The organism is Duganella sp. OV510, from assembly GCF_900100205.1.
In the GTDB taxonomy this organism is placed as follows: Bacteria; Pseudomonadota; Gammaproteobacteria; order Burkholderiales; family Burkholderiaceae_D; genus Rugamonas.
Map to the genome: position 1 here is coordinate 319323 of NZ_FNEQ01000005.1, position 20959 is coordinate 340281.

At 61.6% G+C, this 20959-nt stretch carries 20 protein-coding genes; 12 read left to right on the plus strand and 8 right to left on the minus strand.

The features are described from left to right. Positions 1-3: 3 nt before the first annotated feature. From BLS51_RS15930 to tsaB, 4 genes are read right to left on the minus strand one after another with little or no spacing between them, the layout of a single operon-like run. Positions 4-1011, minus strand: coding sequence for a DUF1853 family protein (locus BLS51_RS15930; RefSeq protein WP_090183822.1), 1008 nt, complete (start codon positions 1009-1011; stop codon positions 4-6). Further along, positions 1004-2119, minus strand: coding sequence for a uracil-DNA glycosylase (locus BLS51_RS15935; RefSeq protein ID WP_090183818.1), 1116 nt, complete (start codon positions 2117-2119; stop codon positions 1004-1006). Before BLS51_RS15935 ends, BLS51_RS15930 begins: the two co-directional genes overlap by 8 nt. Beyond that, on the minus strand, positions 2116-2589 hold the full coding sequence (gene rimI / locus BLS51_RS15940; RefSeq protein WP_090183815.1) for a ribosomal protein S18-alanine N-acetyltransferase: 474 nt from the start codon (positions 2587-2589) through the stop codon (positions 2116-2118). Before rimI ends, BLS51_RS15935 begins: the two co-directional genes overlap by 4 nt. Next, a complete protein-coding gene (tsaB, locus tag BLS51_RS15945) occupies positions 2586-3278 on the minus strand; it encodes a tRNA (adenosine(37)-N6)-threonylcarbamoyltransferase complex dimerization subunit type 1 TsaB (protein ID WP_090183812.1) in 693 nt (230 codons plus the stop codon). Before tsaB ends, rimI begins: the two co-directional genes overlap by 4 nt. Positions 3279-3371: 93 nt before the next feature. Here tsaB and BLS51_RS15950 point away from each other — a divergent pair, with 93 nt between their 5' ends. After that, complete coding sequence (locus BLS51_RS15950) at positions 3372-3788, plus strand: thioredoxin family protein (protein ID WP_090183809.1); 417 nt, start codon at positions 3372-3374, stop codon at positions 3786-3788. Here BLS51_RS15950 and BLS51_RS15955 read toward each other — a convergent pair. Together BLS51_RS15955 and BLS51_RS15960 are read right to left on the minus strand one after the other, a co-directional pair. After that, positions 3785-6058 carry a xanthine dehydrogenase family protein molybdopterin-binding subunit gene (locus BLS51_RS15955; RefSeq protein ID WP_090183806.1) on the minus strand — a complete coding sequence of 758 codons (2274 nt, stop codon included), beginning with the start codon at positions 6056-6058 and terminating at the stop codon, positions 3785-3787. The two genes, BLS51_RS15950 and BLS51_RS15955, sit on opposite strands and share 4 nt — an antisense overlap. Before the next feature lie 18 nt (positions 6059-6076). After that, positions 6077-9196, minus strand: a complete 3120-nt coding sequence (locus tag BLS51_RS15960) for a bifunctional diguanylate cyclase/phosphodiesterase (RefSeq protein ID WP_090183804.1) — start codon at positions 9194-9196, stop codon at positions 6077-6079. Between the two features lie 157 nt (positions 9197-9353). Between BLS51_RS15960 and BLS51_RS15965 the strand changes: the two genes are divergently transcribed. Next, positions 9354-9863 carry a DUF1993 domain-containing protein gene (locus tag BLS51_RS15965; protein ID WP_090183801.1) on the plus strand — a complete coding sequence of 170 codons (510 nt, stop codon included), beginning with the start codon at positions 9354-9356 and terminating at the stop codon, positions 9861-9863. Positions 9864-9867: 4 nt separating this feature from the next. Here BLS51_RS15965 and BLS51_RS15970 read toward each other — a convergent pair whose 3' ends face one another. Next, positions 9868-10056 carry a DUF1289 domain-containing protein gene (locus BLS51_RS15970; RefSeq protein ID WP_090183798.1) on the minus strand — a complete coding sequence of 63 codons (189 nt, stop codon included), beginning with the start codon at positions 10054-10056 and terminating at the stop codon, positions 9868-9870. Next, positions 10053-10610, minus strand: coding sequence for a DUF1415 domain-containing protein (locus tag BLS51_RS15975; RefSeq protein ID WP_090183795.1), 558 nt, complete (start codon positions 10608-10610; stop codon positions 10053-10055). Before BLS51_RS15975 ends, BLS51_RS15970 begins: the two co-directional genes overlap by 4 nt. Positions 10611-10838: 228 nt before the next feature. Here BLS51_RS15975 and BLS51_RS15980 point away from each other — a divergent pair, with 228 nt between their 5' ends. The 10 genes from BLS51_RS15980 (at position 10839) to BLS51_RS16020 (ending at position 20959) form a co-directional block, all read left to right on the plus strand. Continuing rightward, complete coding sequence (locus tag BLS51_RS15980) at positions 10839-12218, plus strand: transglycosylase SLT domain-containing protein (RefSeq protein ID WP_090183793.1); 1380 nt, start codon at positions 10839-10841, stop codon at positions 12216-12218. A gap of 189 nt (positions 12219-12407) precedes the next feature. After that, positions 12408-13199: an enoyl-ACP reductase FabI gene (gene fabI / locus BLS51_RS15985; protein ID WP_090183791.1), complete on the plus strand. Its 792-nt coding sequence runs from the start codon at positions 12408-12410 to the stop codon at positions 13197-13199. 96 nt (positions 13200-13295) lie between these two features. Further along, entirely contained in the window at positions 13296-13949 is a 654-nt protein-coding gene (locus BLS51_RS15990) for a hypothetical protein (protein WP_090183789.1), read from the plus strand. A 94-nt stretch (positions 13950-14043) separates the two neighbouring features. Then, positions 14044-14622 carry a cyclic nucleotide-binding domain-containing protein gene (locus tag BLS51_RS15995; RefSeq protein ID WP_090183787.1) on the plus strand — a complete coding sequence of 193 codons (579 nt, stop codon included), beginning with the start codon at positions 14044-14046 and terminating at the stop codon, positions 14620-14622. 311 nt (positions 14623-14933) lie between these two features. Continuing rightward, entirely contained in the window at positions 14934-16349 is a 1416-nt protein-coding gene (locus BLS51_RS16000; protein WP_090285774.1) for a DEAD/DEAH box helicase, read from the plus strand. A 116-nt stretch (positions 16350-16465) separates the two neighbouring features. Beyond that, positions 16466-18562, plus strand: a complete 2097-nt coding sequence (locus BLS51_RS16005; protein ID WP_090183782.1) for a phosphocholine-specific phospholipase C — start codon at positions 16466-16468, stop codon at positions 18560-18562. Between the two features lie 91 nt (positions 18563-18653). Continuing rightward, positions 18654-19361, plus strand: a complete 708-nt coding sequence (locus BLS51_RS16010) for a hypothetical protein (protein WP_090183780.1) — start codon at positions 18654-18656, stop codon at positions 19359-19361. A 70-nt stretch (positions 19362-19431) separates the two neighbouring features. Further along, positions 19432-19689, plus strand: coding sequence for a hypothetical protein (locus BLS51_RS16015; protein ID WP_090183777.1), 258 nt, complete (start codon positions 19432-19434; stop codon positions 19687-19689). Positions 19690-19860: 171 nt separating this feature from the next. Then, positions 19861-20319 (plus strand): hypothetical protein, encoded by a 459-nt coding sequence (locus tag BLS51_RS29345; RefSeq protein WP_139168710.1) that lies wholly within the window; start codon positions 19861-19863, stop codon positions 20317-20319. Positions 20320-20401: 82 nt separating this feature from the next. Next, positions 20402-20959, plus strand: a complete 558-nt coding sequence (locus tag BLS51_RS16020) for an RNA polymerase sigma factor (RefSeq protein WP_090183775.1) — start codon at positions 20402-20404, stop codon at positions 20957-20959.

Sequence of the window (20959 nt, forward strand, 5' to 3'; positions counted from 1 at the left end):
TGCTTAAGCCGGCAGCGCCCCGTCCTGGCGGCGCTGCCTGGCTTGCTGGCGCCAGTCGTCGGGCACGACGAAGCCCCGGCGCTCTTCCACCAGCCAATCGCCCTTTTCGTTCAATGCCGCGATCATGACGGGCGCGCTGTGCGCCTGCAGCGTGGTCAGCAGCGCCTCATGGCTGATGCCTGCACCGGCCGCCAGCTTGAGTGGCGCCAGCCATTGCAGGCGCGGCATGATGGCGTACTGCTGCTGCGCAGGCAGGCTTTGCGCCTGCGTCTGCGTGATCCAGAAGCCATGACAATGCTGCTGCGAGATGCCAGGCATCGGCTGTACACCGTCCGGGTAGAATAGCCAGCCTTTAACCAGTGCTTGTGCCCGCGCGATTTCTTGCGGCACCAGCGCTTGCGCGACGGGATGCTGCGACAGCGATAGTTGCTTGTCGAAGATCTTGCGCATCTTGACGCCCAATGTGTCGGCGAGGTTGGGGCCGATCAGGCCGTTGAAGCCATCGGCGTTATCCAGCAGATAGAACTTGGTGGCGAATTCGATGTGGACCAGGTGCGCGTCCTCGCGCAGCAGGAAATCGAATTCGCCGATGGTGTCGGTGCGGTCGGCGCGGACTTGCAGGCCGTGGGCGTAGAGCTGGCCTTGCTCGGCAAAGTAGAAAGCCATCAGCTTTTCAGCGTACAGGCCGAGACGCGAGTAGTGCTTGTCGCCAAGCGCGGCTTGCAGCGGCGACGGATCGTGCTCCAGCGCGGTCAGCCAGTCGGCGGTGGCCGGTGACAGCGCGCCCAGCGAGGCGATGCGGCCTTGCCAGTGTGGCGCTTGCGGATCGAGCAGATCCGGCGCATCCAGCAGCCAGGCCAGCGCGCGGACGTGCGGATTGCTCAGCTGCGGCCAGCGGCTTTCAAACTGCGCCTGATAATTGCTGATGCGGGCTGCGGCGGTGGCGGTGGCAGTCGGCCCGGCGGCGCCTGGCAGCACCTCGGCGGGTGCGCCGGGCGGCTGGTCAGGCATGACTGGCTTTCGCCAGGCACAGATCAGCCCAGGCCTTTGCCTTGTCTTCCGGCTTGCGCAGCAGGTCGTCGGGATGATACGTGGCCACCACCTGCAACTGCTTGTAGCGCATCACCTGGCCGCGCGCGGCCGGCCCCATCATCAGGCCCTTGGCGGCGAACTGGCCGAAGGTCATGGCCATGGTGGCGCCGGTCAGCGCCAGCTCGCGGTCCAGGTATGGACGACAGGCGACGACTTCCTCGCCACTCGGATTGCGCTCAGGCGGACGGCACTTGACCACATTGGTCACGTAGACGTCGGACTCCGGCGTCAGTTCGATGGCCTTCAGCATATTGTGCAGTAGCTGACCGGCTTCGCCGGTGACGGCTTGCACGTCCTGCTCATCGGCTGATGAGGGTGCGGCGGCGAAGGCGATCCAGGTGGCGTTTTCCGCGCCACGACCGTTGACGGCGGCGATCCGCGTTTCGCACAGCGTACAGCGCGTGCAGGACGAAACGGCAGCGCGCAGCGCCGGCCAATCCATCTGGGCGATCGCTTCATCGCTAACCGGGCCGGCCGGCAGCGCCGGTTCGGCAACTGGGCGATGTGCACGGGCCGGGTCCCCATGTGCCGGCTCGGCGGCTGGTCGCTGTGCGGGGGCGGCAGTTGGCGGCGGCATCGGCGCGTCGTCAAACCAGGCGGTATCCTCTTCCGGCGCAGGTGCCTCGGACGCCGTGCGTGAGACAGGTGCCGGCGCTGGGCGAGGTGGCGCCGGACGTGACGCAGGCGCGGCAGCGGGCGCCGGTGCGGGCGCATCGTCGAACCACGCGGTCGAATCATCATCCGTCGGCGCAGCGGCCGGCGACGCGGGAGGCGCTGGCCGCTCTGCAACCGGCGCCACTGGCAGACGCTCCGTCTGCGAGACGTTTGGCTGGAAGACGCCTGGTTCCGGGACGACAGGCTGCGGCGCCATCACTACTGGCGCTGGCGCCTCAACCACATCGCCATCGGCCAGCGCCTGAACCGCCTCAGCAAAACCATCGGACTCGGACGCATTGCGCAACTTCCATTGCACGCCTACCCCCATCTCCTGCAGAAACACCGCACTACGTGCCGACGACTGACTCATATCCCAAATCGCATAACGATTGCGTCCTCGCGTTGCTGGTCAGCCGCCGGGTAATAACCCTTGCGCCGGCCTATCTGTTTGAATCCATAGCGCTCATAAATCTGCAGCGCCCGCGTATTCGACGGACGCACTTCCAGCAACACCGACTCCATGCCCAGGCCGCGCGAACAAGCCACCGCCTGATTCAGCAGGAAGCGTCCGAGCCCCTGCCCCTGCTTCGCCGCCGACACCGCGACATTCAGCAGGTGCGACTCATCCACCACCGCCATCAGCAGGAAATAGCCGAGCAGCGTGCCATCGCGGTCGCGCAGCACCCAGGCCTCGTAATTGCTGCTGAGCGAATCGACAAAATTGGCCATGCTCCACGGGTGCGGATACACGCTCTGCTCCAGCGCAAACACATCCTCCAGATCCGACGCCTGCATCGGCTCGTAATTGAGCCTGGCCAGATCCCACACCGGAGCCGTCATGCGCCACCGTCCTTGGCGGCGGCCATGTCGCGGCGCTCGGCCTGCGTGTACGCCACCTTGTTACGCAGGTACAGAGGCTGCGCCTCGGCCGCCGTCACCGTGCGGCCGGCGGCAAAATCGATCGCCGCCAGTTGCGCGATCTGCTCCGCATGCGGCATCACCTCGGCAAAGCCGCCGACCGGGAAAGCTTCTGCATAGGCCGACAAACCATTCCCGCACAGAACCGGCGCGCCTTGCGGCTTGACGTCGGCCGGCGCGGTCAGGACCGCCGGCAGCACCGCCACCGGCGCGCCATTTTCAAAGCGATACTGCGCCCAATAGACTTCGCTCATGCGCGCATCCAGCACCACCAGCACCTCGCTGGCGCCGTGCTGCTGATGGCAAGCCAGCGCCATCGCATCCAGGGTCATCACCGGCACCGCCGGCAGCTTGCCGCCAAACGCCAGCCCCTGCGCCACGCCGCATGCCGTGCGCACGCCGGTGAACGAGCCGGGACCAGAACCAAACGCGACGGCATCGCAATCGGCCAGTGCAATGCCGGCTTCGGCCAGCAGTTCCTGAATCATCGGCAGCACGGCCTGGGAATGGGTACGGACGCCGCTGGAGACACGGCTAATGACGGCATCGCCCCGCAGCAAGGCGCAGGAGGCGGTTTCGGACGAGGTTTCAATGGCAAGAATAATAGGCATCCCGTATTTTAACCCGGCGCGCTAACAGGCGCGAGTCTGCGCGGAAGGGTAGAATACGCGCTTTGACGCTGAGCGCGCTATTTGACCTCACCCATGGCCAGTTTGACCCTGAACTCCGAAAACCGCGAAGAAGTGGCTGCCGCCCTGGCTGGCGACCGCTGGATCGTAGCGTGCCTGTGCGCCGCCTGGTGCGGCACCTGCGCCACCTACCGCGCCACCTTCGACGAGCTGGCGGCGCGCCACCCGGACAAATTCTTCCTCTGGATCGACATCGAAGACCAGGCCGACGTAGTGGGCGACCTGGACGTGGAAAACTTCCCGACCTTGCTGATCCAGCACCACGAGCTGGTGGCCTTCTTCGGCACCATGCTGCCGGACGCCGGCGTCGCCCACCGCCTGCTGCAATCGACATGCGCGCAAAGCGACGAGGAACTGCAACAAATCACCGCCAACAACGCCGAGCGCGCCGCCTGGCAGCGCACCAGCAACCTGCGCACCCTGCTCCGCTAAAGTTTTAGCGGCAGGCTGCGCAGGCGCTTGCCGGTGAGTTTGAAGACGGCGTTGGCCACCGCCGGGGCGATTGGCGGCGTCGCCGGTTCGCCCATGCCTTCGGGATGCGCAGTGCTGGCGATGATGATGGTTTCCACTTCCGGCGCCTGGTTCAAGCGCACCACCGTATAGTCGTGGAAGTTGCTCTGCTCGATCTTGCCATCCTTGATCGTGGCGGCGCCGTACAGTGCTGCCGACAGGCCAAAGATCACGCCCGATTCGGCCTGCTGCGCGATGATGTTGGGATTCACCGCCAGCCCGCAATCCACCGCGCACACCACCCGGTGTACGCGGATTTCCGTCCCATCCACCGACACTTCCGCCACCTGCGCGACAATCGTGCCGAACGACTGGTGCAGCGCCACGCCGTGCGCCCGGCCTGCCGGCGCGACACCGGCCTTCTTCACTGCGGCATCCAGCACTGCCTGATGGCGCGGATGCTGGCGCAGCAGTTCGCGGCGAAACGCCACGCTGTCCTTGCCCGCCGCATGCGCCAGCTCGTCGATGAAGCTCTCCTTGAAGAAGGCATTGTGCGAATGCCCGACCGAACGCCAATACCCCAGCGGCACCGCGCTATCCACAATCACATGGCGGATGCGCTGGTTGGCGAAGTGGTACTGCATGTCGAACTCGCCCTCGGCGGTGGTCTTGTCCGGCCCGCCAGCCGGCAGGCCAAGGTTACGCTTGAAGAACTGGTGCGAGATCGAACCGCTGGCCGACTTGTTGTCGTAGCCAAGCACATTGCCCGTCGCATCCAGCGTGGCGCTGAAGCGCGCCAGTGCCGCCGGGCGGTACACGTCGTGCGTGGTGTCGTCCTCGCGCGACCAGATCATCTGCACCGGATGGCCATCCGCCTGCTTCGCAATCGCTACCGCCTGCGCGACCATGTCGACATCCAGCCGCCGCCCGAAGCCGCCGCCCAGCAGCGTGACCTGTAGTTCAACGTCTTTTGCCGCCACACCGCCAACCTTGGCCGCCGCATCCACCGCGAAGCCCGGCGATTGCGTCGGTGCCCATACGCGCACCTTGCCGTCCTTGACTTGCGCAGTGCAGTTGACCGGCTCCATCGCCGCATGCGCCAGATAAGGTGCGCGGTATTCCGCCTTCACGCTTTGGGCGACTCCAGCCGCCCGGCCTTCCACCGCATCCATATCGCCCGCCTTGTAGTAGGCGTAGCCGTCTTCCCGATCCAGCTTCGCGGCGAAATCCGTATAAATGGCGTCATTCGACAAACCGGCCAGCGGGCCGTCATGCCATTGGATCTCCAGCGCCAGCGCGGCCTGCTTCGCCTGCCAGTAGCTGTGCGCGATCACCGCGACGCCAGCACCGGCGCCAGTCTGCGCCGGCAACGCATGCGAATAATCGACCACCTTGACCACGCCCGGCATTTTCAAGGCCGTCACGCTGTTGACACTGGCGACCGTGCCGCCTATCACCGGCGACATGCGCACCGCCGCATACAGCATGCCCTGCGGCCGCACATCGATGCCGAAGATGGCCGAGCCATTCACCTTGGACGGCGTATCGCGGCGCGGCTGCGGCTGGCCGATCAGGCGGAATTCCTGCGGCGTCTTGAGGCGCACCGCGTCCGGCCTGGCGTCGACCGCACGCGCGGCCAGCGCGCCATAAGCCAGCCTGCGGCCATCGGCATGCACCACGAATCCCGCTTCGGTGCGGCAATCGGCCGGACGTGCCGACCATTCGGCGGCAGCAGCAGCAACCAGCATGGCACGCGCAGTGGCGCCGGCTTCGCGCATCGGCTCCCACGCATCCTTCACGCTGGACGAGCCGCCAGTAATAATCAATCCCAGTTCGCGCGCGACCTTGCCGACGATCCAGCTGACCGTGGCTTTCAAGCGTCCCGTATCATCAGGGTGGAACGGTAGCCCGTCCTTGAGCATGGCGATATTGCCGAAGATTTTGTCGATCGGCGCCTGCATCACGCGCACAGCGGACAGCGGCACATCCATCTCTTCCGCCACCAGCATCGGCAAGGCGGTGTAGACGCCCTGCCCCATTTCGCTGCGCGGCACAGCAACGGTGACCGTGCCATCCGGCGCCAGTCCCACCCAGCCATTCAGCGCGACACTGCCGCCGCTGAGCGGCAACGGCTCGGATGAATTCAGGCGCTGGCGCGGCGGCATCACGCCCCAGCCGACCACCAGCGCCCCCGTCACCGCCAGGCCGCCCAAGATAAAGCGGCGGCGCGATGTGCTCTTCGCTCTTTGCATACGCGTCTCCTGCTATTTTTATTTCTGCCAGCGGCTGAATATATCGTCCGCCAGCAGCGGACGGCTATAGAAATAGCCTTGTGCCAGGTTGCAGCCATGGCGCAGCAGGAACGCCGCCTGCTCCTCGGTCTCCACGCCTTCCGCAATCACCGACAGATTCATGCTCTTGCCCAGCTGGATAATCGCGATGGCGATCGCCTCGTCATTGACATCCGTGGAGATGTCCTTGATGAAGGAGCGGTCAATCTTCAGCGTCTGCACTGGCAACTGCTTCAAGTAAGCCAGCGACGAATAGCCGGTACCGAAATCGTCAATCGCCAGCGCCACGCCGATCGAGTGCAGGTCATTGATGAAGACCATGGCGTCGCCGGTATTCATGATCACCGACTCGGTCACTTCCAGTTGCAGGCGTTGCGGCTCCAGGCCGGTGTCGCGCAGGATATCGGCCACCATGTTGACGATGGAGCCACGCTCGAACTGCTTGGCCGACAGGTTGACTGCAATCTTCGGCACATGCAGGCCGGCCTCCTGCCAGCGCACCATCTGGCGGCAGGCTTCGTGCAGCACCCACTTGCCCAGCTGGTTGATGAAGCCTGTGTCCTCGGCCAGCGGGATGAAACGGATCGGCGGGATCAGGCCCAGCTCCGGATGGTTCCAGCGCACCAGCGCCTCCACGCCCACGAGGCGGCCGGTGTCGATTTCCACCTGCGGCTGATAATTAAGGAAGATTTCTTCCTTCTCGATCGAGCGGCGCAGATAGGTTTCCAATCGCAGGCGCTCGACGCCCTCGCCCATCATGAACGGCGCGTAGAAACTGAAACCATTGCGGCCGCGCGCCTTGGCCTGGTACATGGCCACGTCGGCGTTACGGATCAACATATTCAGGTCGGTCGCATCATCCGGGAACAGCGAGATGCCGACGCTACAGGTGACGAACAATTCGTGGCCGGCCACCATGAATGGCTGCTCGAACATCTGCACCAGTTTTTCGGCGACCTGGCTGGCGCCGTACTGGTTTTCGATATTCTCCAGCAGCACGATGAATTCATCGCCACCGAGGCGCGCCAGTGTATCGCCTTCGCGGAGGCGGTCCTGCAGCGCCTTGGCCACCTGCTTCAGCAGCTCGTCGCCGATATGGTGGCCGAGCGTGTCGTTGACGTTCTTGAAGCGGTCCAGGTCAATGAACAGCAGCGCCAGCTGCTCGCCTTCGCGCGAGGAGCGTTGCAGCGCGTGTTGCAGGCGGTCGTTGAACAGCAGGCGGTTCGGCAGCGCAGTCAATGGATCGTGGTGCGCCAGGTGGTCCAGCTTCTCCTGCGATTCCTTGACCTTGGTGATGTCGCTGAATACGCCGACGTAGTGCGTGGCCTTGCCGCGCGGGTCGCGCACCGCGCTGACCGTCAGGAATTCCAGATACAGTTCGCCGTTCTTGCGCAGGCTCCACAGCTCGCCGCGCCAGAAGCCCTGGTCCAGCTGCTCCTGCCACATCGCTTCGTAGAACGATGGTTCGTGGCGGCCGGAGCGCGTCAAGGTGCGGTCCTTGCCCAGCGCCTCGGCCTCGGTGTAGCCGGTGATCTGCGTGAAGGCCGGGTTGACGGCAACGATGGTGCCGCTGGCGTCCAGTACCACCACGCCATCGGCAATGTGCTCGATGACGGTGGCCGACAGGCGCAGCTTTTCTTCCGCTTCCTTGCGCGCGGTGATGTCGGCAAATACCCAGATGCTGCCCTCGTTGGCGCGGCTGTGGTCGAGCGCATAGCCGCTGACCAGGCACCAGAACACGCTGCCGTCCTTGCGGCGGTACAGCCGCTCTTCATTGAAGTACTCGCCGCCCGACAGCGACGGATACTGGCGCGCGCCAGACGATTCAAAGTCGAAGGTGTCGAGGAACATGATGGCGGTCGAGGCGCCGGACATCTCGCCTGGTTCATAGCCGAACAGTTCCTCGCAACGGCGATTGACCGACACGATGCTGCGGTTACGCACGAACATCACGCCAAACATCACGTTGTCCAGAATCGCGCTCTGCTCGGCCAGCAAGGCTTCGATGCGCATTTCATTGTGCTTGCGCTGGCTGATGTCGGAGATGATGCCATCCACCCACGGCGCGTTGCGCTCGCCGTCCGGCGGCTGCGGCTGGCCGTTCTCCTGCACCCAGCGCTCGCCGCCGCCGGCGTCCTGGATGCGGTATTCAACTTCATACGACTGGCCGTCGCGGATCGCCTGCGTCACCACGCGGCGCTGCTTCTTGCGGTCTTCCGGCGCAATCAGGTTGGTCCACGAGTGGGTGGTGCTGCGCATGAACTGCGTCGCCGAATAGCCGGAAATGTCCTCGATCGCATCGGAGACAAAATCGATCGGGCCATCCGGGCGGAAGCGGAACACCGCGCCCGGCACCTGCGTGACGATGGTGCGGAAGCGCTCTTCGCGCTGGCCGATGTCCTCGAACAGGCGCTTGATCGCCACCCGCATCTGCTCCAGCTGCTGCGCCAGGCGGCCCAGTTCATCCGTGCCCTTGACGTCCAGCCGCGTTTCAAAGTCGCCGTGCGACAGGCGGTCGGAGAAGCGCATCAGCTTGCGCAGCGGTTTGATCAACCGCGAATTCAGGAACAGCACGATCAGCAGCAGCGACACCATCAGCTGCGCCGCCAGCACGAACACATACGACAGCTGCTTCTCGCGCAGCTCCTGCTGGCTGCGGGCGTCATCCATTTCGACCATGATGCGGCCGATGCGCTCACCGCGCACCAGGATCTCGCGCTCGGCACGATACACGTTACCACTGGCCACGCGCGGCGAACGCACGTGCATGAACTGGGTATCGGCCTGGCCGACCACCTGCACCTGCAACACCGAACGGTCGCGCATCACCGATTCGACCAGCGAATGGGCCGATTCGGCATTCATATTCCACAGGGATTCCTGCATGCCCAGCGCCAGAATGTCGGCATTGCGCTGCAACGATTCATTCAGGGCGACGCGCGCCGACTGCTGCTCGTGCACGCCGATCAGCAGATAGCTGCCGATGATGGCCGGGATCACCAGGCCGCCAAAGACCACCAATAACAAGGCCCCATAGATGGACAGACCGTACAACGCACTGAGGCGGGTGCGCAGTTTCTGGTAAATCGTGCTAGTCATGCACCGGCACAGCGTAGTGTTTATATTGCATTATCGGTCTGAGGTTGTTACTTGATAGGAATTATGCCCGTAAACATCTGCGAAAAGTTACGCATCGAGCAAAAATCCCGCAGGCACGCTATGATCGCGGCTCTTTTCCCACACATAGGAATTCGCCATGACCACTTTCTCGATGTACACCGCCTCTATTCCTGTGTTCAAGCAGATCCTGAACAGCCTGCACGCCATCCTGGACAAGGCCGAAGCGCATGCCGCCGACAAGAAAATCGATCCGGCCGCGCTGCTGAATTTCCGCCTGTTCCCTGACATGCTGCCGTTCACCCGCCAGATCCAGATCGCCTGCGATTTCGCCAAGGGTGCGGCCGCGCGCCTGGGTGGCCAGGAAGTGCCGTCGTATGAAGACAAGGAAGTGACGTTTGCCGACCTGAAAGCGCGCATCGTCAAGACGCTGGCCTACATCGACAGCGTGCCGCAGGCGTCGATCGAAGGCAGCGAAGGCCGCGCCATCACCACCGGCAGCGGCGAGAAGACCAAGCACTTCGTCGGCCAGACCTATCTGTTCCACTACGCGCTGCCGCACTTCTACTTCCACGCCACCACCGCCTACGACATCCTGCGCCACAACGGCCTGGAAATCGGCAAGAAAGACTTTATCGGTTCGTACTGATCGTTCAGGTATTCCGGCGCGGGTAGCCCTGCGCCAGGATGCGCTGCCACACCAGTTCCTTGGCCTCCGGCGTCATCGACACCCAGTGCGCCACCTCGACCACCGTGCGGCCGCAGCCGCGGCAGACTTCATCAAAGGTGGTCGAGCATACCGCCACGCACGGGGTATCCGGGCGGACCGGCAAATCGCTCATGGCTTCTCCATCAACTTGTCCCAACCGTCGCGGCCAAGTTTCTCCAGCGTCTCGATATTCTTGTCAAAAATATCCGCAGCCTCAGGGAAAGCCTCGACCGCGCGGTCGATGCTGTCCTCGCGCAGCAGGTGCAGGGTGGGATACGGCGAGCGGTTGGTGTAGTTGCTGATATCGTTGGCGTCGGTGTCGGCGAACTGGTATTGCGGGTGGAAGCTGGCCACCTGCAGGAAACCGTCCAGGCCCAGGTCTTCCAGCGCGGCGTCGGCCACATCGAGGAATTCGTTGTAATCGAAGAAATCGGTGAGCACCTGCGGATGGATCAGCAGCGTGGTGTCCAGCTTTTCCGGATCGGCATCGGCCAGGTGTTGCAGCTCTTCCATCAGCTTTTCCAGCAACTCTTCCGGCGTTTCAGCCTCGCTGACCACGTAGCGCACCTGTTTCTTCACATGCACCGACTTGGCGAATGGGCACAGGTTCAGGCCGATGACGGCTTTTTCCAGCCAATGCACGGTGTCGGCGATGACCACATCGCGGTCGATGGCGGGGGTACTCATATTGCGCTTCCTTAATCACTGCTACAAAAGCAGAATTGTACGCACTCTTGGCCGCGCCGCCTACTTCCACCCATCTGCGCCGATCTCGCACTTATTTCACTGGAATTATTGCTTATAAGAATTTGTCATAAGGCCGACATATTTCTTGACTCACCCGGATGACCTTCGTACACTCCACGTTTATTCATAGTCCACGCGATGTTTCTTTTCGCCAACTCACGGAAAACTATGCAAACACGCATTCTGAATACCGCAGTCCTGGCCGCCCTGGCAGCGCTACTCGCGCCGGCACTGGTCCAGGCCTACGATCACGACATGGATCACGCGCTGACCTCCACCGCGCTGTCCCCGCTGCCGAAAAATCCCATTCCCGACTTTTCCTCCCTGAAAATCGCCAAGCCGGCCAAACTGGCCGAGGAAGATGCGTTTCGCGAGAAAGACGTCTGGGGCCGCATCCGCAGCGGCTATGCCATTCCGGATGTGAATAACGACCTGGTCGCCAAGCACGCCAACTGGTACGCCACCCGCCCGGACTACATCGCCCGCACCACCGCGCGCGCCTCGCTGTACCTGTTCCACGTTGTCTCCGAACTGGAAAAGCGCGGCATGCCGACCGAACTGGCGCTGCTGCCGTTCATCGAATCCGCTTTCAACCCGAACGCACTGTCAAGCGCCAATGCCGCCGGCATGTGGCAGTTTGTGCCGGGCACCGGCCGCGACTTCAATCTGAAGCAGGACGCCTTCAAGGATGAGCGCCGTGGCATCCTGGCCTCGACCGATGCCGCCCTGACCTATCTGCAACGCCTGTACGATATGTTTGGTGACTGGCAACTGGCGCTGGCCGCCTACAACTGGGGCGAAGGCTCGGTGCAGAAAGCCATCAAGCGCAACCAGGCTGCCGGCAAGCCAACCGACTTCGAAAGCCTGGCCGACCTGATGCCGGCCGAAACCCGCAACTACGTGCCCAAGCTGCAAGCGGTGAAGAACATCGTCGCCAATCCGCAGCAGTTCGGCCTGAGCCTGCCGCTGATCGACAACACGCCGTACTTCACCGCAGTCGACAAGACCAGCGATATCGACCTGACGGTCGCCGCCCACCTGGCCGAGCTGTCGGTGGACGAGTTCAAGGCGCTGAACCCGCAGTTCAAGCGCCCGGTCATCGTTGGCGGCGAGGACACCAAGATCCTGCTGCCGAAGGAAAACGCCGAGAAATTCCACCTCAACCTGGCGCAATGGTCGAAGGAACTGTCGACCTGGAGCACGCACAAGATCACCAGCGCACGCGAATCGATCCGTTCGCTGGCCTCGCGTTTCCACACCTCGCCCGAGGTGATCCGCCAGGCCAACAACATCCCGCAAAACTCGGTGCTGAAAGCCGGCTCCACCATCCTGGTGCCGAAGATTTCCGCCTCGGCCGACACCAATATCGGCGCGGACATCGCCGACAAGGCCACGCTAGACTTCGAAACCGAACGCGCCACCACCGGCAAGTCGGGCTACAAGCTGGCTAAAGCCACCAAATCGAACAAGTCGGCCCCGGTGTCGCTGGTCAAGGCGCGTGTTCCGCGCGACGCCGCCAAGAACAAGAAACACCGCAAAGCCAACTAAAACCCGGTCCAGGCCCGCTGCGGCGGGCCTGTCGCCGCGATTCAGAGGTTGCGGATGCGGCTTACACGTCCTACAATCTTGGTCTTGCGTGTCGGGCAAGTCTCGGACACTAAAAAAACATAACCACCACTGACGTCGCCAGCCAGCTCGATGGGCTAGCCTGGGCACGCAGTTGCAATCGGAGTCCCTATGGCGTTCTTGCAAGGCAAAAAAATCCTCATCACTGGTTTGCTGTCGAACCGTTCCATCGCCTACGGCATCGCCCAGGCCTGCAAACGCGAAGGCGCGGAGCTGGCGTTCACCTATGTCGGTGAGCGCTTCAAAGACCGCATCACTGAATTCGCTGCCGAATTCGGCAGCAAGCTGGTCTTCGACTGCGACGTCGGCAGCGACGAACAGATTGAAGCGCTGTTCACCGATCTGGCCAAGAGCTGGGATCGCCTGGACGGCCTGGTGCACGCGATCGGCTTTGCGCCGCGCGAAGCCATCGCCGGCGACTTCCTGGACGGCCTGACCCGCGAAAACTTCCGCGTCGCCCACGACATCTCGGCCTACAGCTTCCCGGCGCTGACCAAGGCTGCGCTGCCGCTGCTGAAAGAAGGTTCGTCGGTGCTGACCCTGTCCTACCTGGGCGCCATCCGCGCTATTCCTTACTACAACACCATGGGCCTGGCGAAAGCCTCGCTGGAAGCGTCGGTGCGCTACCTGGCGGAAAACCTGGGCAAGCAAGGCATCCGTTCGAACGGCATCTCGGCCGGCCCGATCAAGACGCTGGCCGCCTCGGGCATCAAGGACTTCGGCAAGCTGCTGGGCTTTGCCGCCTCGCACGCGCCGCTGCGCCGCAACGTCACCATCGAAGAAGTCGGCAACACCGCCGCCTTCCTGCTGTCGGACCTGGCGTCGGGTATCACCGGTGAAATCACCTACGTCGACGGCGGCTTCTCGCACGTCATGGGCCTGAACGCGGAAGACTACCAATAAGTCTTGCCGTCCTCAGCGACCAAACGCCCTGCGGGGCGTTTTTTTTCGCCCATGTGTCAATGACATTTCCCATTGGAAATAATGTAAACTTGCGGCATGAGAATACTGACGACCGTGGCGCTGTGCGCCCTGCTGAGCGCCAACGCCGCCGCCCAGGAACAGCCCGAAGCCGGCAAACCGTTCACCATCAACGGCGAACAAGTAACGCTGCCGGTGCCCAAGTTCTGGAAACTGGCATGGATGGAAGGCACGCCGGATGGCGCCAATGTGCTTGAGTACATTCCCCCGGACGAAGACATCAAGAGTTGGCGCGGCGGCTATCTGCAAATCTCGCGCTCCGCCTATCCCGCTCCCGAACTGCTGGCCCAACTGGAGCAGGCCAAGGCCAACATCACCGATGTCGCGCTGGCCCAGAACACCCGCGATGCCGCCAAAGGATGTGGCGGCAAATACCAGGCCATGCCGCAACACGCCCTCACCTTCAACAATGTCCGCTTTGCCGTGGGCGGCGGTTTTTGCGACCTCTACGGCCCAGCCGCGCCGCTGGGAGAAGGTGCATTTGTGGCATTTATCCAAGGCAAGGACTACCTGTTCCGCATCCACTATGGCTGGCGCCCCGCGACGCCCGAGGAACAAAAAAGCCACCTGCCATGGCGCATCACGCCGGCCGCCAGCCTGCGCTACCTGGAATCGATCAAGGCGGCCACGCTGTGCGGCGGCAAGGATCAGGCCGCCTGCCCTGCGCGCTGAACAAGCCTGATGGAAAACGTTTTTTCATTTCGCCAAAATTGAAAAGTAGTTATACTTTCTATAGTTAATTACAATATTCAAGCTAGGGTAGCAAGTGAACAGAACCTCCAAGGCGGAACAACTGATCGCGCCGGATCAGACGCGCATGCGCAAAGTGCTCTTCATCCTCAGCGAGCTGGAGGATGAAGATGTTGAATGGATCGCCAATGCTGGCGACCGCCTGCGCTATCCGGTCGGCGCCGAGATCATTGGCTATGACTCACAGCCTGATTGCGTCTATTTTGTCCTGGACGGCAGCTTCTCCGTGCTCAACCAAAACGGCGAACTGATCGTCGAGCTGCACACTGGCGAAATCGTCGGCGAAATGTCGCTGGTCGACCCGGCCCGCACCACCGCCGCCGTACGTGCCAACGAAGGCGCGTCGGTACTGCGCCTGTCGCACCACCGCCTGCGCGACAAGCTGGCCGCCGACGCCCCGTTTGCCGCCCGCTTCTACCGCGCGCTGTCGGTTTTCCTGGCGGCGCGCATGCGCGAAACCACGCGCCGCCTCGGCTACGGCCAGCCCAACCAGCCAGTCGAGACGCAGCTCGACCAGATCAGCGAGGAGCTGCTGGGCAAAGCCCATCTGGCCAGTCTGCGCTTTGATCGCCTGCTGCGCCGCATGGCCAGTTAAAGGTCGTGACAAAGGAAACAAACTAAGGCATAATAGCTGCCTTGCGCTAGAGTCCATGTATCGAAGCATAGCAAATCGATACCGACTATTCAGCCAGTGATATTTTTTAGCAGCTTCGCAAGCCTCACAGCGGCATCATTCGGATGCCCTTATAAAGCCCTCCCGCCTCAGGTGTTGTTCCTTGACACCGTCCCGGCGCAAAGCTTTTGTGCCGAAATTTCTTTCGATTTTGATTGAGTCATTTCGTTTTGGTAGGCGTTGCTATTTCGCGTTCCGCGTGTGCGGGCCGCTGGTTTTTACGAAAGAAAAGCATGACATTTGAAGCACTTGGTCTCAACACGTCCATCATCAAAGCCCTGACCGACGCCGGCTACACCGCGCCGACCCCAGTTCAGCAGCAGGCAATCCCTGCAGCGATCGCAGGCAAGGACTTGTTGGTTTCCTCCCAGACCGGTTCCGGCAAAACTGCAGCCTTCATGCTGCCGTCGCTGCACCGTCTGTTCGCTATCGAGCCGGCCCCTGCCGGTAAAACCCCGAATCAAGAAATGCAAGCCGCCCGTGCCCGTAACGAGCGCCCGCGTTTCAAAGCTGCACAGCCAAAAATGCTGGTGTTGACCCCAACCCGCGAACTGGCCCTGCAAGTCACCACCAATACCGACAAATACAGCGTCAACCTGCGCCGCATCAAGGCCGTGTCGATCCTGGGCGGTATGCCTTACCCTAAGCAGATGCAACTGCTGGCCAAGAATCCTGAGATCCTGGTAGCCACCCCTGGCCGCCTGATCGACCACATGGAATCGGGCAAGATCGACTTCTCGCAACTGGAAATCCTGGTACTGGACGAAGCCGACCGCATGCTGGACATGGGCTTCATCGACGACATCGAAAAAATCGTTGCCGCCACCCCGGACAACCGCCAGACCATGCTGTTCTCGGCCACGCTGGACGGCGTAGTCGGCAACATGGCGCGCCGCATCACCAAGGATCCGCAGGTCATCCAGATCATGTCGGCCGCCAACAAGCATGAAAACATCACCCAGCGCGTGCACTTCGTCGACGACCTGTCGCACAAGAACCGCCTGCTGGACCACCTGCTGCGTGACGAGTCGCTGGACCAGGCCGTCGTGTTCACCGCCACCAAGCGTGACGCCGACACCATCGCCGACCGCCTGAACATCGCCGGTTTCTCGGCTGCCGCACTGCACGGCGACATGCACCAGGGCGCGCGTAACCGCACGCTGGACAGCCTGCGTCGCGGCTCGGTGAAGATCCTGATCGCCACCGACGTTGCCGCTCGCGGTATCGACGTGCCGACCATCACCCACGTGTTCAACTACGATCTGCCGAAGTTCCCGGAAGACTATGTACACCGCATCGGCCGTACTGGCCGCGCCGGCCGCAACGGTCACGCGATCTCGCTGGTGAACCACGCTGAAGGCATGAACGTCAAGCGCATCGAGCGTTTCACCAAGCAGCTGATTCCGGTGAACGTGGTCGAAGGCTACGAGCCGAAGAAAACCGGTTCGGCGCCACGCTCGTCGGCCCGTCCAGGCGGCTGGAAACCAGGTGACAACCGTGGCGGCGCCAAGCCAGGCCAGCGTTCGTTCAGCAAGCCAGGCAGCAGCAGCGGCGCACCACGCCGTGAAGGCAGCAGCACCGGCGGCGGCTACAAAGGCAGCAACCCACGCAGCGCCGACGGCCAGCGTCGTAGCTACGGCGACCGTTAATCCGGTTCCGGTCTGAATGACAACGGCCACCAGAGCGATCTGGTGGCCGTTTTACATTCTCTTGTCACATTGACCGGCTAACATCAACAGCTTCTCTGCCCTGAAGATCCCTGCCGATGTCGATCAACCGCCGCCAATTTCTCCGCTATACGGGCGGTGCCGCCCTGTTCCCGAACCTGATCCGCGATGCGCTGGCGGTGCCCGCCAATAACCGCACCGGCACGCTGGCGGACGTCGAACACGTCGTCATCTTCATGCAGGAGAATCGCTCGTTCGATCATTACTTCGGCACCCTGTCCGGCGTGCGCGGCTTTGATGACCCGCGCGCGATTCGGCTACCGACCGGGCTGCCGGTGTGGTATCAGCCCGACGGCGCCGGCGGCTACGTGCTGCCGTTCCACTTTGACGCAAAAAACACCAGCGCCCTCTCGCTCGGCACCGATCACACGTGGAAAGGCGCACAAGCCACCTGGCAAGGCTGGGACGCATGGGTGCCGAAGAAGACAGCGCAGTCGATGGGCTACTTCGACCGTGGCGACCTGCCGTTCTACTACGCGCTGGCAGACGCCTTCACCATCTGCGATGCCTATCACTGCTCGATCTTCGGTGCGACCGATCCGAACCGCCTGTACGCGCTGACCGGCAGCAACCAGGGCTGGATCGGCACCATGGGCAAGCTGTACAACATGGACGCGGGCGGCTTCTTCAACGGCGATCCGGCGCTGGACAATATCGCGCCCGAAGTCACTGCCACCGCGCCCAACTGGCGCACTTACGCCGAAGTCTTGGAGGCCAACCAGGTCAGCTGGAAGGTCTATCAGGAATGGGACAACTACGGCGACAACTATCTCGCCTACTTCCGCAACTACCGCGTCAATGCGGATGGCACCCGGCTCTCGCCGGAAGCGCCGCTGTACCGCAAGGCGCGCACCTTGGCGCCAGGCTCGAATGCCGACAATGCGCGCAGCAGCACCGCCGACTGGCTCATCAACGACTTCGCCGAAGATGTCCGCAACAACCGCCTGCCGCAAGTGTCGTGGATCTGCTCGCCGAACGACTACACCGAGCACTCGCCGAACTCCCCCAATGCCGGCGAGCAGATCACCGCGCGCCTGCTGGCCGCGCTGGTGGCCAATCCGGAAGTCTGGTCGAAAACCGTGCTGCTGTTGATGTACGACGAGAACGACGGCTTCTTCGACCACATGCCGCCCAACCTGGCGCCGCTGAACCCGTCAATGGGCAAGACCACCTTGGCCGATATCGGCGCGCATGAAACCTACCAAGGCGAGCCAGTCGGCCTCGGGCCACGCGTGCCGATGCTGGTGATTTCGCCGTGGAGCCGTGGCGGCAAAGTCTGCTCGCAATTGTTCGACCACACCTCGCAACTGCGCTTCCTCGAAGAGTGGCTGGTGCAAGGCCTCGGCAAGCAACGCGCCAGCGTGAGCTGCGATCTGATATCGCCATGGCGCCGTGCCGTCTGCGGCGACCTCACCTCCGCCTTCGACTTCAGCGCGCCCAACAACGGCTGGCCCGCCAGCGTTCCGTCCACCGCCGCATATGCCCGCGTGTCGGGCAAGCCCTACCCTCAGCCGCCGGCAATGCAGTCGGTCCCACGCCAGGAAGCAGGCACGCGCATCGCCTGCCCGCTGCCATACCAATTATCGGTCAGCGGCCGCGTAGCCGGTCCCCGTCAGTTTGCGCTGAGCTTCGCCAACAGCGGCCAAGCTGGCGCAGCGTTTATCGTCTACTCCAGCCTGCGCAAAGACGGCCCGTGGTACTACACCGTCGAAGCAGGCAAGCGCATCGACAACGAACCCTGGCAATGGCAAGGCGATGCCTACGACCTGACCGTCCACGGCGCCAACGGTTTCCTGCGCCAATTCACCGGACGACTAGCAGATACCGCGCCCGAACTGGAAACCCGCTACGACAACGGCAATCTCATCCTGCTGCTATCCAACCGCGATGCATGCCGCTTCACGGTAAAAGATAATGCCTACGGCGCCGCCACCACGATCCACACCGTGCAAGCCGGGCAGGTCGAAAAAGTATCATGCAATTTATCGAACAGCGATAGCTGGTACGATTTCAGCATCACCTGCGCCGACAATCCCCACTGGCTGCGCCGCATCGCCGGCCACGTAGAAACAGGCCGCCCCAGCCGCACAGATCCATCCTCCGGAGCAAAATCGCCGATTAGTGACAAAGCGTGAGCCTTCGTATCCAACAGCAAAGTACACTTACACTTTCGCAAGAAATCAGAAGTCGTTCAGACAACAATGAAAAGCAAGGTGTGGAGTGAAAATGCAGCGGTTTGTAAAATTGATTTTAACTGGCCTCGGCTTCGTGCTTCTCACCAACTCCGCGAAGGCGCTAACGACAGATGAGGATATGTGTCGTAATGGCCTGTTCCCACAGCTACTGAAAGACAGTCGCTTGGCCATGGTGGCAGGTGAGGCGAAGTCACGCCTCCACTTTTTTGAAGACATGGATGGCTGCCCATCGCGCGGCGCAGAATGCCAGTCAAAAAGCTATGTCGTGCCAGGGGATCAACTCATCGTCGGAAAACAGCGCGGTGAGTGGAGCTGCGTTTGGTACGCCGGTAAATCGCACGAGACTGTGGGTTGGGTACGCAACCAGCATCTTCAGTATGAAAAAGTGAACGAGCATCCCGATTGGCAAGGAAAGTGGAAGCAGTATGCTTATCCCGGCTATATCAGCATAGTCAGCAAGGCAGGACGTTACTATGTTCTGGGCAACACGAAGTGGATTGGTGCGCAACTGCCCGATGGCACGCGTGTAGAACACCTGGGCGAATTAGAAGGTGAACTCAGCGTAGAGAAAAACCTCGCGCACAGCGGCCCCGCAGCTTCTGATGCCGATGCACAGTACACCTGCATAGCAGACTATGTGCGTTTAGGGCGATTTCTGATCGTTCATGATAATGGCCAGTGCGGCGGCATGAATGTGCGCTTCGACGGGGTTTACACTATGTCGACAAAAAGCCATTAATCGGCTACTACGCCGCCGTTCAGGAATGTGAAAGTGAAGCATCGCTTCTCCAATTCTTGGAGTTATTATTTTGGACAAGATGATTGTTCTGCGAATTTCCGATAACGATGGTATAGAGTTGAATGGCGTCAAACTACGGTCAACAGGCGAGGTCGCGGAAGCTCTTGAGAAAATTCGTGCCGGAAGTTCTGATACGACTGTTTCTGTCGAGGCCAGCGACTCCACATTCTACGAGTCAATCGGCAAAGCTATTTACGGTAGCCAGCGGGCCGGTTTTTCTGGCAAACGATTCCGCATACTCGTCAATGGCAAGATTTTGGAAGACTAACCGCAATCGACGTCGCTCGATCGCTTGCCGCTGACCGCTAATACGGACATCAATTCTAAAAATCTCTCGTTATTTCTCTGCAAATAGTCGCCGAGCGTGCGACATTTCGAGTCGATAGCGTTTTCTGGCTTTGCCAGGTTTGAAGGGCGTCCGCCGTTTCTAGGACCATAGATGAAAATTCGTTCTCGCCTCAAGCATGGCGCTTCGGGCCTCCTTGCCAGATTCATCAGCCGCAACAATGACTATCAAGGTTTCTGGACATTAGGTGTGCTCTACAGCAGTCTACGCGTAGCACCATGGCGCGTTGAGTTCAATCTCATCTCTGAGGATGCTTATCCAAGTAATGAAATCGCAGCCGGCATCGCTACCGAGCAATCGGCATTCTTGCGTGCCGCTCTGTCAAAACAGCACGTTGCCTGGGATTTCGTAAAACGAGCGACGCTCACTGTGCAGTTTAATGCTGACGTACGGGTAGACTGTATCGGTACAATAGGCGAGCCCTTTATATGTACTGTCGAACTTGAGTCCGTAGCAGGGCATAGCGTAACTTTCAGCCGCGTTGGCCGTTGCGCAGCGTGGAAGCCAGGCCTTTTTTCGGGACGGGCTGGCTACCTATTTCCTCAACTTTAAGTAATGTAGCGCAGCGCGTAGGCCCCATCCTTCATAAGCGAAGTTCTTTACAATATTCAGGATTCCGGACCGTCTCCAGTGCATGACCGCACCCATAACAACAACTGAGCAAGATCAAGCCATCACGGAAACGGTGCTGAAGGAGCGTTCGCGTCTGTGGAATTTCATCCGCCGGCGGGTGGCCGACCAGACCGACGCCGACGATATCCTGCAAGACGTGTTCTACGAATTCACCCAGGCCTATCACCTGCCTCAGCCGATCGAACAGGTCAGCGCCTGGTTGTTCCGCGTCGCCCGCAACCGTATCATCGACCGCTTCCGCAAGAAGAAGGAAGTAGCGCTGGAGGATCTCGGCGGCAGCGACGATGAAGACGGCTGCCGTCTCGACCTGATGCTGCCCTCGCCCGACGCCGGCCCCGAGGCCGCCTATACCCGCGCCATGCTGCTGGAGGAACTACAGCATGCGCTGGAGGAATTACCCGCCAACCAGCGCGAAGTGTTCATCGCGCACGAACTGGATGGCGTCAGTTTCAAGGAGATGGCCGCCCAGAGCGGCGTCTCGATCAACACTTTATTGGCCCGCAAGCGCTATGCCGTGCTGTTTCTGCGCGAACGCCTGCAAGCCCTGTACGAAGAATGA